Below are 13459 nucleotides of genomic sequence, written 5' to 3'. Positions count from 1 at the left end.
TATTAATTAAATAAAACATTTGCATCAATCTGATATCCTTGCTTTTTCATCTCTTTTAATATATGTGTTTGCCATGCTTTATTACTATCCATATTTATATAGACTACTCCTGATATATCATTTGGAGTCTCAATATTATCTTTTACTAATGCACATACATTTTTTCTACCTATTTTACCTATTAAATATCCATGTTCAAATACAACATTTTGTCTTGCCCTTGAATTCAATTTTTCTTTATTACCTACACTGTTACCAACATCACAAGGTGTATATATAGCTATTCCAAATCCAACATTTGAATACTCTTCTATCTTTTCAATTATTGTATTTCCGGAACTAGCTTGTTCATGAAGTATAATTGCTTCAAACCCTAACCTCTCTACAAATCGAGCAACTTCTGTTTTAGCTTCACTGTCATGTCCATGAACTATAAATACCTTATTCTTATCTATATCTAATTCCATCCCTTTGCCTCTATTAGTATTTATATAACTTGTTTCTTCATAATCATTTATTTCTTTCAAATATATCTGAATATCTTTTTCTATCTTTATATGAATCCTACTATTTGTAACAAACTCATTATCTTGTATATACCTTTGATTTTCTGAGTACCATTCCCCTAATTTGTTCAAGGTGTATCTAATATCTGTTGTTTCGCCATTATTTATTGCTTCCTTCAATTTTTGTAAAATATTAATAATATAGCTATCACTTGTATATTCCTCTATACTACCTCTAATGCCATCAATCTCTAACCTTAATTTTTTTAATATATCCACAGAATACTCCTCCCTACAGTACTAAATAATTGTAGATTTATTATATAACAAATTTTAAATAAGAACAATTAAGCACAAGTATGTAAAAACACAGAATAATGCCTATCTCCTGATTCTAAATAAAAATAAGGATAAATCAACTTATTCGTCAATATTATCCCTATTTTAAATAATATATATTAAATTAAAACTATCTAAATAAAAATTTTCATATACAAAACGTGCTCACTTACTTGTGATACGGTTCATTGTTATTTATTCTAAACGCTCTATAAACTTGCTCTAAAAGTATCAACTTCATCATCTGATGTGGAAATGTCATCTTAGAAAAAGATAACTTATAATCCGATCTACTTAATACCTCATCAGAAAGACCTAGCGACCCACCTATAACAAAAGTTATATGACTATGCCCTCTAACACCTAACTTGCTAATAGTGTCTGCTAATTCCTCAGAAGATAAATTTTTACCATCTATAGCTAAAGCAATAACATAACTATTATGCTTAATCTTACTAAGTATCTTCTTCCCTTCTTTATCCTTTACTATTAACATATCTTTAGGACTTAAATTCTCAGGACATTTTTCATCATCTAACTCTATCAAATCCAACTTACAATACTTAGATAATCTCTTCGAAAATTCATCTATTCCTAACTTCAAATACTTCTCCTTTAGTTTACCTACACTAATAACCGTTATATTCATATTTTGTCTCCTTAATCCGTTCCATTATAATGTTATCTGATATTGTAAATATCTGATATTTCATCTCTTGATAAAACATCTAGCTTAACATCTTGTCCAACTATTATATCATTTTGACTTAGTATTCCCTTAGATGTCTCATATGCTAACTCTGGAAAATTATTTTCTTTACTCAAATGAGCTAATAAAATTCTTTCCGTACCTTCCTTTATAAGCTCAACACAAAAATTAGCTGCATCTTCATTTGATAAATGCCCTTCATCAGACATTACCCTCCTCTTTAAAGCATATGGGTAAGATCCCATCATAAGCATATTGGGATCATAATTTGATTCTAATACAACTAACTTAGATTTATATAAATGTCTTTTTATATTATCTGTTATATTCCCTATGTCTGTAGCTATAGACATTTTTTCAGTATCTGCATAGAAATTGTATCCTACTGCGTCCGATGCATCATGAGATATTGAAAAAGGTCTTATTACTATATCGCCTATTGAATATGTCTTATCATTTTCAAATACTTTCATATTATGATCTTTAATATCACCCAGCTTATCTTTCATAGCACACCATGTTTTTATATTAGCAAATATAGGTACATCAAGTTTCCTAGATAGTATTCCTGCGCCCTTTATATGGTCTGAATGTTCATGCGTTATGAATATTCCTTTTACTTTATCTATATCTACCTCTATATCGTTAAGTCCAGTTGTTATTCTCTTGCCACTAAGACCTGCATCAACTAATATAGATGTGTCCTTATATCCTACATAATGACAGTTCCCACTACTTCCGCTTCCGATTGAGCAATATTTTAGCATTTGGTCACCTCGTTTTTTTATAATCATAAGATATATTATACCAAAAAACCAGAGCATTAAATAAAAATTTAATGCTCTGGTTAATATTTACTTATATTCTCTTATTATTTTATCTATATCTACACCTTTACTATTCCACAACTCTACAAACTTTGCTCCATTTACATTCTCATACATATATGTACTATAATACTCTTTTAATGTATTGAAGAACACCTCATCTCCAACTTCTTTTCTTACTTCATTAAAAGCTACTGCTCCTTTAGTATACACATTTAAACTATAGTCTGTAGAATTTCTGTACTTAGTTGTTGGCTTGAATATATTTTCACTAGAATGGTTCTTAGTTTGAATTTCCATAGTTTTAATTAATTTATCTCCAACTTCTTTTCCATACTTCTCTTCAAAGTATAATACTGTAGAATATTCAGTAAGTGCCTCATCTAGCCATGGTTCACTTATCTCATCATTTCCTATTACTGAATACCACCATTGATGCGCAGTTTCATGGGCTATTACATATTCAAGTAAAAATTTATTCTTCTCAGTATATAAACTCTGATCTATCATAACTAATGTGGGATATTCCATACCCCCTATATAAAAATCACTAGCCACGACAGAATATGTATTATATGGATATTGACCAAATAATTTACTAAAAATTCTAACAGAATCCTTAGCCATTTTAGTAGCGTCACTTGAAAGTTTTTCATTTAAATTATATGTATTAATAGATATCCCTTTATAAGTATCTTTATTTATGCCAAATTTAGTACTTAATATAAAAGCAAAATCTCTAACTTTTTTTGCCTCAATCTCATACAGTATTTTTTCATCATCTGATTTTTCATTAACTATGTTTCCTGTACAACCCATTTTATACTTTTGAGGAATTAATATTTTCACATAAAAATCACTAGTTTCGCTATAGAAAGGATCTCCTACTGCTTCATAACCTTTTAAGTTCCATCCTCTGTCATCATTAACACATGCTATAGGAAACCAGTTAGTTATGTTTATAGTATTTTTTCCATATCCAAATCGTCCCTCTGAGTTAGGCATTTTTACATTATATTTCATGTCTATTGATATTTTGTCCCCTGGATTTAATTGTTTACCTAACTTTATTTCTAGCAAGTCATTTTTATCACCTTTTATCTTGTATTCTAATTTCTTATCATTATTTAAAATATTTTTTAAATCTATGTACCCTTCATTAAAACCATTTGGGTATGCTTGTTTCATTTCTTCTTTTTCAAAAGGAGCAAATTCCTTTTTAGAATATGCATTTGGATATATATGTAAATATATTTTATCTAGATCAGTTTTCGTGTTATTTACATATTCTATATTTTGGTTACACATTAAACGCTTACTCTCGTCATCAAAAATTACATCCATAGTATATCTATTGATACTTTTTTCATCATTAACCTTTAAAGTTTGTACACCATTTTCACTCTTATATAAATATATTCCACCTCCTATCAATAGAATAAATATAAATACTATTAATAGTATTTTTCTTATTTTTTTGTTAAAGTTTATTACCAAATTACCCCTCCTCCCATTTAATATGAATAATTTGAATTTTTTTCTACAAGATAAATTTATAATGTTTTTTATGATATAATTTAAAATGAGGTGATAAGATGTTTTTCAAAGAAGTTAATGAAGTTGACTTAGGCGAAACTACTATTGCAAATATCTTTATAGATATATTTATGCCCATGGCGGACGGGTTATACGTGAAAGTTTATCTATTAGCATATAGAATAGTTTGTGACCGAAATAATAACCTTAAATATGATAATAATTCAATTGCTAGAGATTTAAATATTCCTCTTTCTGATGTAATATCTGCGTGGAAATTTTGGGAAGGTAAAGGATTGATTAAAATGCATAAAAATGAAGGGTCTAATGATTTTGATTATTCAATAGAATTTTTAGATTTAGAAAAATTATGTACTGAAAATATATTAATTAATACATCTTCAATAAAATCTAATTCAGATAGAATTGCTTCTACTGCTGAAAATCCAAGTATGAGCAGAATGTTCTCCTCTATAAGTAAAATAGTAGGTAGATATTTGGAGCCAAGCGAAAGCACTGCTATAATGAGTATAATGGAAAAATACAATGTAACTTATGATTTAATGATTTATGCTTATCAATATATAAAAGATTCAACGGGTTCATCTAAGCCAGTTAAATACGTTGAAGGTGTAATTAGAAATTGGTATGATTCTAATCTTCACAGTATTCAAGATGTTAAGGATAGCTTTGCTCTAAGAAGTGAACGATATAATCTATATAAAACTATATTTAATGAATTAGGTTTTTATAGACAACCATCTAATCCTGAAAAACGCACTATAGATACTTGGTTAGATGAGTATAATATGGATATAGAATTGATACTTGAAGCATGTTCTAAAGCAAAAAATGTATCAAATCCTTCTATTACATTTATAAATGGTGTTATTAGAAAGTGGAATGATAAAAATGTTAAAAACTTAGATGAGTTAAAATTATTTGAAGAAGAATATAAGAAAAAGAAAACTGAAGATAAAAAATCAAATTCTACTAGTAATAATAAATCATCTATTCCAACTGTTAAAACTAGATTCCATAATATAAACCAAACATTTAACAAATATAGTCCTGATGAACTTGAAAAAATTCTTCAAGAAAGTCAAAGAGATAAATTTAAGTAGGTGATTAAATGAAGGAAGTAACATTAAGAGAGATACTAAGATCATATGATAAAAGAAGAGATTTTGCAGAGTTGCAATTAGAAGACAGGCAAAAAAAAGTTTATTCTAAGATTCCTGAAATTAAAGATATAGATGATGAAATATCTAAATTAGGATTGAGTCTTACAAAACTAGTTCTTCTAAATCCTAAGGATAAAGATTCTATTTTAATTGATGCAAAAAATAAAATAGATAAACTCAAAGAAAAAAAAGATTATTTATTAAATAAGTATAATGTACCAGATGGTTATCTAGAGATTAAGTATAATTGTAATTCATGTAAAGATAAAGGATTTTTAAAAAGTGGACAAAAATGTAATTGTCTTAAGCAAGAAATAGTAAATGAAGCATATAAAATGTCTAACTTATCTAGAATGCTCAATACTCAAAATTTTTCTAATTTTGATGGTTCTTTATTTTCATCAGAGAGAGTTGAAGGTTCTAATATTTCTCCTAGTGAAAACATTAGTGAAACTTTTAATATATGTGATGATTTTGTTAAAAATTTTGAAATTGATAATAATGAAAATCTTTTATTTTATGGTGATACAGGTTTAGGAAAAACATTCATGTCCAATTGTATCGCTAAAGAAATTTTAGATAAAGGACATATTGTTATCTATCAAACAGCATTTAAAATGTTTGAAATCATAGAAGACTATAAATTCAAAAATGCTGACGAGCATATAAGTAAAGATAATTATAATAATATCTTTGATTGTGATTTACTAATTATTGATGATTTAGGTACTGAGTTAGCCAATTCATTTACAAATAGTGAATTATTCAATATATTAAACACTAGATTATTAAATGGAAAGAAAACAATAATTTCTACAAACTTAAATCCTTCACAGTTAGGTGAAACTTATACACAAAGAATATTTTCAAGAATCTTTGATAGATTTAGAATGGTAAAATTTATAGGCCAAGATTTGAGATGGGCTCAAAAAATAAAGTAGAAGATATTATTAATATCTTCTACTTTTTTTATTATAAATTTAAACATAAAAAAACTCTTAGTTACACTAAGAGTTTGATTGGAGCTAGTGATAGGAATCGAACCTACAACCTGCTGATTACAAGTCAGCTGCTCTACCGTTGAGCCACACTAGCATGTTAAACATTTAATTGGCGACCTGGAAGGGGCTCGAACCCTCGACCTCCAGCGTGACAGGCTGGCATTCTAACCAACTGAACTACCAGGCCGCATATACGTAAATGGTGGGACTAACAGGGCTCGAACCTGTGACCCCCTGCTTGTAAGGCAGGTGCTCTCCCAGCTGAGCTATAGTCCCGGGAATTGGTGACCCATAGGGGAATCGAACCCCTGTTACCGCCGTGAAAGGGCGGTGTCTTGACCGCTTGACCAATGGGCCATAAATGGTGATCCATCCGCGACTCGAACGCGGGACACCCTGATTAAAAGTCAGGTGCTCTACCGACTGAGCTAATAGATCATCTTTATGTTTGTCTTTCGACTTGTTTCGCGATTTCTCGCTCGCTTACAAATATTATTATATTAGGTTATTGTATTTTGGTCAACACTTTTTTGATATTTTTTTTACAATTTTTATATTTTTTTACAAAAACATACTTAAAACGTTGAAATTTGGGTATTATATATAAGTTAATTTTCTTTTATTTTTTTATGATTTTAATTATAAAAACTATTTTATTTAAAAAAATGTAGCAAGATTTCTCTCACTACACTTAATTATTATCCAAATATATTTTTTCTAATTATAGTTTGTGTTCTGTTTGGACCAACTGAAACCATATCTATACTTACATCAATTAATTTTTCTATTCTATCTACATATTTCTTAGCATTTTCTGGAAGGTCTTCGAATTTTTCTACTGAAGTTATATCTTCATTCCATCCATCTAATTCTTCATATACAGGCTCACATTTTGCTAAGTCTTCTAATGAAGCTGGGAAATCTGTTATTATTTTGTCTCCCATTTTGTAAGCTGTACATATATTTATCTTATCAAATCCACTTAAAACATCTAATAACATGAAAGATATACTAGTTAATCCGTTTACTCTAGCTGCATATTTAACTATAACAGCATCAAACCAACCACATCTTCTTGATCTACCTGTTACTGTTCCAAACTCATGTCCTTGGATTCTTATTTTTTCACCAATTTCATTGTCTAATTCAGTAACGAATGGACCTTCTCCAACTCTTGTAGTATATGCTTTCACTATACCTACAACATCTTTTATCATGTTAGGTCCTACTCCAGCTCCTACAGCAAATCCGCCTGATATTGGATGAGATGATGTAACATACGGATATGTACCTAAATCTAAATCTAATAATGTACCTTGAGCTCCTTCAAATAAAACTTTTTTACCTGCTTTTATAGCATCGTAAACTATAACAGATGTATCTGCAACATAGTGTCTTATTTGATCTGCATATCCTAAGTACTCATTATATATTGTTTCAAAATCAAACATTTCTTCTTTTCCATATATATTTGTAACTATCTTGTTTTTAGCTTCTATTTGAGGCTTTAACTTTCTAGCAAATATATCTTTATCCATTAAGTCACATATTCTTATTCCTGATCTCTCAGTCTTATCCATGTAACAAGGACCTATACCTTTTTTAGTAGTTCCTATTTTATTATCTCCTCTAGCTTCTTCAGCTAGTGCATCTAATTCTCTGTGATATGGGAATACAACATGAGCTCTGTCGCTTATTTTTATATTTCTAGTATCTATATCATCTTTATTAAGCATTTTAATTTCTTCTAAGAAACCTTCTGGATCAAATACTATACCATTACCTAATACATTTATTGTTTTAGGATTTAAAACACCTGATGGTATTAAGCGTAGAGCAAATTTCTTTCCTCCTACAACTAATGTATGTCCAGCGTTATTTCCACCTTGCCCTCTTATTACTACGTCTGCTTGTGTCGCAAGGTAATCTATAACCTTACCTTTACCTTCGTCTCCCCATTGAGATCCTACAACTGCTACTGTTTTCATATAATTCACCTCTATTATAGATATTCGAACACTTTACCAATACATTTTATCAAACATTCGATATATTTTCAAACTTTTTTAATTTAATTATGCTTTTAATATGTATTTTTCTATTTCTTGTAAATTATTTATAGCTATAATTTCTTTTTCTAACATTTTAAATTTATTTATTAATATACCCAATTCATCTATATTACTTACATTACAAATTTCATTAGTTTCGCCAGACATAGTATTAATCATAAAAATGTTATAACTATCATTTTCTTTTATTGCGTAAATTACTATTGTTTCTTTTATATTATTATCAATTATTCTAAATAAATTTATTTCTTTGTTTATTTCTACTATTTCTGGATATATATATATTATATTTATATTCAACATAATTTTTCCCCCATAAAAATTAATATTTATAAACAAAAAGCAAGCTATTAGCTTGCTTTTTTCATTTTTTCATACTTATCAACAGGCTATCTGTGGACAGTGTGGATAAGTATTTATTCATTTTTCAATATTTGTAAATGTTTTTGGACATGTATCCACATATTTCGAGAGTATCAAAAGTATGTTCTGTGGATATTTGTGGATAATTTTTTTCCTACATATCTCTAGACTTATCCGCAAATTTTTGAACTTCTCCCAGCCAAACTAATTCTACTGCACCAGTTTCACCATGTCTATTTTTTGCTATTATTACTTCTCCAATATTTTTTCTATCTGAGTCTGGATGATAATATTCGTCTCTATATAAAAACATAACTATATCCGCATCCTGTTCTATAGCTCCAGATTCTCTTAAATCTGACAACATAGGTCTATGGTCTGCTCTTTGTTCAGGAGCACGAGATAACTGAGATAATGCAACTACAGGACAATTAAGTTCTTTAGCTATTATTTTTAAAGACCTTGATATCTTTGATATTTCTTGTTGTCTACTTTCATTATTACCTTCTCCCTCCATAAGTTGAAGGTAATCTATAAGTATTAAATCTAAACCTTGTTCTATCTTTAATTTTCTACATTTTGATCTTAACTCTGATATTTTTATACCTGGAGTATCGTCTATATGTATTTTAGCATTAGATAAGACTGCCATAGCATCAATTATTCTTGGCCAATCATTTTCGGCTAATTTTCCTGTTTTTAATTTCTTAAGCTCAACATTAGATTGTGATGATAACATACGTTGTACTAACTGGTCCTTGGACATCTCTAAACTAAATACAGCTACTGATGCATCACCTTTTAATGCAGCATTTTGAACAAGATTTAAAGAAAATGCAGTCTTACCCATTGCTGGACGAGCTGCAATTAATATCAAGTCTGTTCTTTGTAAACCATTCATCTTTTTATTTAAATCTGTAAATCCAGTTGTTATACCTGTCATTTCCGTTTTATTAGTATATAAATACTCAATCATATCATAAGCATCCATTAGTACTGAATTTATAGATTTAAAATCATCACTTGTTTTTTCTTGAGATATATCAAATATTTTTTTTTCTGCTCTATCTAAAACATCTTCTATTTTTGTTGATCCATCATACCCTAAGTTTATTATGTCATTAGATGCTTTTATAAGCTTTCTAAGAACTGATTTTTCTTTTACTATATCAGCATAATACTTCACATTTGATGTAGTTGGTACGATAGTAGAAAGACTTGTTATATAACTTATCCCTCCAACATCATCTAGATGCCCTTGCTTTCTTAATTCTTCTGTTAATGTTATTAAGTCTATAGGTTCACCTTTATTACTTAACTTTATCATACACTCATACATGATTTTGTGAGCTTCTTTATAAAAGTCATCTGGCCTTATAGTTTCGCTGACTGTTATCATAGCATCTTTATCAAGTAATACAGATCCTAATATAGACTGTTCTGATTCCACACTATGTGGAGGAATTCTTGTCATATCCTCCATTATTCATCACCTCGAGTATCTGTCTATTGTTTCTCTTTTACATCAACCCTTATTTTTGTTACTACTTTTTGATGTATTTTTATTTCTACAAATCTTGAACCTAGAACTCTTATTGGTTCATCTAAAGTTATTTTTCTTTTATCTACTTCTATGTTATATTGTTTCTTTACTTGTTCTGCTATATCTTTTGAAGTTATTGAACCAAATAATCGTCCACCTTCTCCAGATTTAGAATAAATAACTATGTTCAATTCTTCCATTTTCTTTCCTAATTCTACTGCTGCTTCATATTCTTTTTGAGCCCTTATTTCTTGAGATTTATTTTTCTCTTGTAGCTCTTTTATAGCTGTATTATCAGCTACAACAGCTAGCTTTCTTGCTAATAAGAAGTTTCTTGCATATCCATCACTTACTTCTTTCATTTCGCCTTTTTTACCAGTTCCTTTTACATCCTTTAATAATATAACTTTCATCTTAATCTTCCTCCTTCAAACATGTATCTATTATATCTTGTACCATTGAGCATGCAGTCTGTAGTGAAATATCTTTTAATTGAGCACCAGCCATATCTATGTGCCCGCCTCCGCCTAGCTTTTCCATAAGTACGTGTACATTTATTTTTCCTAATGATCTTGCACTTATAAACACTTTATTACCTTTTTTTCCTAAGACGAAAGATGCTTCTACTGATTTTATGCTTAATAGTTCATCTGCTGCTTGTGCTATTACTATATTTATATTATCTGCTTCTGTCGAAGTATATGCTAAACATATATTTTCATCAATCATTTTAGCACTTTGTATTATTTCTGCTTTAGTTATAAAGTCTTTTATATCTGAATTAAATAATTTCTTTACTTCTATTGTATCTGCTCCTACTTTTTTAAGATACGATGCCGCTTCAAAAGTTCTTACACCGGTCTTAAATGCAAAGTTTTTGGTATCTAGACTTATACCTGCTAATAATCCTTCTGCAGTTAATTTATTTATTTTAACATTATTTTCCATATACTGAATTAGTTCTGTTACCATTTCACAGGTAGAAGATACATATATTTCATGGAATAAAAGAACTGTATCATTTATAAATTCTACACCTCTTCTATGGTGATCTACTACTACTACCTTATCTGATATACCTAATAACGATTCACATTCAGTATAGTTTGGTCTATGAGTATCTACTACTACTACTACAGTATTTTTTGTACAGTTCTTTATAGCAGCTTCATGGTCTATAAATATATTCTTATAATACTCTGAAGACTTTAATTTCTTAATAAATTCTTCTATTGATTCATTGGAATGATCTAAAACTATATTTGCAGTCTTATTACATGATTTACATATATCATATATTCCTACTGCAGACCCCATAGCATCCATATCTGGGTATTTATGTCCCATTATATATACATGGTCGCTTTCTAATATAACTTCTCTTAGAGCATGGCCTATAAGTCTTGATTTTACTTTAGTAGTCTTTTCTACTGCCTTTGATTTTCCACCATAGAAAACAAACTTATCTTTAGTTTTTACAACAGCTTGATCTCCACCTCTACCTAGTGCTAAGTCAAGAGCTCCCGAGGCAAGCTTTAAGTTCTCATTTATTGTATCTCCATCTATACCAATCCCCATACTTATTGTTACAGGAAGATTATTTCCATAGTCAATATTTCTTACTTTGTCTAATATAGAAAATTTTTCTCTTTCTAGCTTTTTTAACTCTTTTTTGTCTGCTACAAGGAAAAATTTATCCTTTGATGTCCTCTTTAAGCCACCTTTTGAGTTTATTTCTAGAGAAGTTAATATTTTTTCTATTTCTACATTTATCAAAGGTCTTTTTTCTTCCTCTGCACTTTTTAATACATCATCATATCCATCAACCTGTATTAATATCATTGCGTTCTTTTCATCATTATATCTTTTTTCTAAATCTAGATATTCTGTTCTATCTAGCCAGTATAGCATCATTAAATATTTAGCGCCTTTTTCTTGATCATTTTTTATAACATTATAAACTATAGTATATTCTCTATCTTTATAATTTATTTCTGTATACATCTCTTTATTTTCATTCAATACTTTTCTAAGATTTAGATTTTTTACAATATCATCAATATTTACACCTAATAACTCTGTTTGTTCCGTCATCTGATGAAATTTATTGTTATACCATGATATACTTCCATCAAATTCAAGTATACACAAAGGTATTGGAAGATTCATTATCGCTTTTTTTGTTGTTTCATCTATATCTAAAGATAAATTTTGAATATAATTAGTCCACTCTTTTCTTCTGATATTAGTTAATCTCCAATTTTGAGAAACTATATATAAAAAAATAAAGAAAAATAAACACCCTACATAAAAATTATAAAAAAGTAATACTGTACTGGCTATACCTATAATTAATATGTATAAATTTGTTTCTGGCATATTTATTTTAAAGGTTAGTTTATTCCTCATTTCTACCCTCCTACGTGGATTTATAACTTCTTACCTTTCTAAAGTCAATTATACTATCTAACATTCCCACAAAAGATATTCCCATAAATCCAAATATACACAAGATAATCCCTGATATAAATATTTTTCTAACTTCGTTTTTCTCAAACCATTTTTTAACGTAGTATATAGAAACTGACATTCCTTGAATCATAAACATAAAGCTAAATACTAGTTGTAGGTTCATCATTATTAAATCTGTATGAAGTTTTATCCCTATAATATCTATAAGTAAAACTAGCATATATAACATAAATGATGCTGTAATAGCATTTCCAGGTAAATAAAAATCTACAAATTTAGGTTTTTCTAAATTTGATATTTTTATTCTTTTTAAAATAAATACCTCTAGAGAATATGTAATAAATGCTACTATCATACCGTTTAAAAATAATATTGTTGGAAGCATATTAGAAGCAAAATCTATAAAATCTTCTACTCTCATACCTTCTCCTAAACTAAGTCCTGCAGTTTGTAAAATTTCTACCTGCGAGCTGCTCATAGTTTCTCTTATCATGTTCATAAAATTTTCTAGTACATTGGTTCCTAAAACTAAATTAGATACTAAATAGAAAATAATAATAGATATTACCACTGCAATTGTTCCCATATATATAGGCTCAAACTTATTAGATTGATCTGACTTCATATTTTCTCTAGCTACGCTTCCTATAACTATGCCTGGTAAGGCACTAATTATACATATGCTAATTGAATATATGGGGTTAACACTAAACATAAGTACAAAAAACGTTAATATCAAAGATAATACTGAATACTTATTGTTAGTTAGAGTACCTATTATTGCATAAGGAACTGGTATTACTAGGCTCAATATACTTAGCATCGGAACATATGCTGTTATTAAAGCTAATAATATCCCTAGTGTAACTATCATTGATGCTTGAGATAGTTTTACTTTGTTATTCAA

At 28.7% G+C, this 13459-nt stretch carries 12 protein-coding genes and 5 tRNA genes; 2 read left to right on the top strand and 15 right to left on the bottom strand.

Annotation, left to right across the window (positions count from 1 at the left end; all coding sequences use genetic code 11):
- Positions 1-2: 2 nt before the first annotated feature.
- From AC11VW_RS05295 to AC11VW_RS05280, 4 genes are all read right to left on the bottom strand, one after another.
- Positions 3-785 carry a TIR domain-containing protein gene (locus AC11VW_RS05295; protein ID WP_484300350.1) on the bottom strand — a complete coding sequence of 261 codons (783 nt, stop codon included), beginning with the start codon at positions 783-785 and terminating at the stop codon, positions 3-5.
- A 229-nt stretch (positions 786-1014) separates the two neighbouring features.
- Positions 1015-1494 (bottom strand): 23S rRNA (pseudouridine(1915)-N(3))-methyltransferase RlmH, encoded by a 480-nt coding sequence (rlmH, locus tag AC11VW_RS05290; protein WP_484300349.1) that lies wholly within the window; start codon positions 1492-1494, stop codon positions 1015-1017.
- Between the two features lie 32 nt (positions 1495-1526).
- Positions 1527-2321, bottom strand: a complete 795-nt coding sequence (locus AC11VW_RS05285) for an MBL fold metallo-hydrolase (protein WP_484300348.1) — start codon at positions 2319-2321, stop codon at positions 1527-1529.
- An 87-nt stretch (positions 2322-2408) separates the two neighbouring features.
- Positions 2409-3878, bottom strand: a complete 1470-nt coding sequence (locus AC11VW_RS05280) for a M1 family metallopeptidase (protein WP_484300347.1) — start codon at positions 3876-3878, stop codon at positions 2409-2411.
- A 98-nt stretch (positions 3879-3976) separates the two neighbouring features.
- Here AC11VW_RS05280 and AC11VW_RS05275 point away from each other — a divergent pair, with 98 nt between their 5' ends.
- Both AC11VW_RS05275 and AC11VW_RS05270 read left to right on the top strand, forming a co-directional pair.
- Positions 3977-5041 (top strand): DnaD domain protein, encoded by a 1065-nt coding sequence (locus AC11VW_RS05275; protein ID WP_484300346.1) that lies wholly within the window; start codon positions 3977-3979, stop codon positions 5039-5041.
- A gap of 8 nt (positions 5042-5049) precedes the next feature.
- Positions 5050-6042, top strand: a complete 993-nt coding sequence (locus AC11VW_RS05270) for an ATP-binding protein (RefSeq protein WP_484300345.1) — start codon at positions 5050-5052, stop codon at positions 6040-6042.
- A gap of 79 nt (positions 6043-6121) precedes the next feature.
- On the opposite strand, the gene AC11VW_RS05265 is transcribed toward AC11VW_RS05270, so the two are convergent.
- The 11 genes from AC11VW_RS05265 to AC11VW_RS05215 all read right to left on the bottom strand — a co-directional run bounded on the left by AC11VW_RS05265 (position 6122) and on the right by AC11VW_RS05215 (position 13459).
- Positions 6122-6196 (bottom strand) — tRNA-Thr (locus AC11VW_RS05265).
- Positions 6197-6212: 16 nt separating this feature from the next.
- Positions 6213-6289, bottom strand: a tRNA-Asp gene (locus tag AC11VW_RS05260).
- A gap of 13 nt (positions 6290-6302) precedes the next feature.
- Positions 6303-6378: transfer RNA gene (locus AC11VW_RS05255), tRNA-Val, on the bottom strand.
- Between the two features lie 6 nt (positions 6379-6384).
- A tRNA-Glu gene (locus AC11VW_RS05250) sits at positions 6385-6459 on the bottom strand.
- Between the two features lie 5 nt (positions 6460-6464).
- Positions 6465-6540 (bottom strand) — tRNA-Lys (locus AC11VW_RS05245).
- A gap of 260 nt (positions 6541-6800) precedes the next feature.
- Positions 6801-8090: an adenylosuccinate synthase gene (locus AC11VW_RS05240; RefSeq protein WP_484300344.1), complete on the bottom strand. Its 1290-nt coding sequence runs from the start codon at positions 8088-8090 to the stop codon at positions 6801-6803.
- Positions 8091-8177: 87 nt separating this feature from the next.
- Entirely contained in the window at positions 8178-8477 is a 300-nt protein-coding gene (locus AC11VW_RS05235) for a hypothetical protein (protein ID WP_484300343.1), read from the bottom strand.
- Between the two features lie 214 nt (positions 8478-8691).
- Positions 8692-10020: a replicative DNA helicase gene (dnaB, locus tag AC11VW_RS05230; RefSeq protein WP_484300342.1), complete on the bottom strand. Its 1329-nt coding sequence runs from the start codon at positions 10018-10020 to the stop codon at positions 8692-8694.
- Positions 10021-10043: 23 nt separating this feature from the next.
- The gene (gene rplI, locus AC11VW_RS05225) at positions 10044-10493 is read right to left on the bottom strand and encodes a 50S ribosomal protein L9 (RefSeq protein WP_484300341.1); all 450 of its coding nucleotides are present in this window, start codon (positions 10491-10493) and stop codon (positions 10044-10046) included.
- A 1-nt stretch (position 10494) separates the two neighbouring features.
- Positions 10495-12489 carry a DHH family phosphoesterase gene (locus AC11VW_RS05220; RefSeq protein ID WP_484300340.1) on the bottom strand — a complete coding sequence of 665 codons (1995 nt, stop codon included), beginning with the start codon at positions 12487-12489 and terminating at the stop codon, positions 10495-10497.
- A 10-nt stretch (positions 12490-12499) separates the two neighbouring features.
- Positions 12500-13459, bottom strand: a complete 960-nt coding sequence (locus AC11VW_RS05215) for a DUF2232 domain-containing protein (RefSeq protein WP_484300339.1) — start codon at positions 13457-13459, stop codon at positions 12500-12502.

It is taken from the genome of Romboutsia sp. (genome assembly GCF_056995035.1).
The sequence above is the reverse complement of the archived record's forward strand: the minus strand, read 5'-3'. Positions and strand labels throughout refer to the sequence as shown.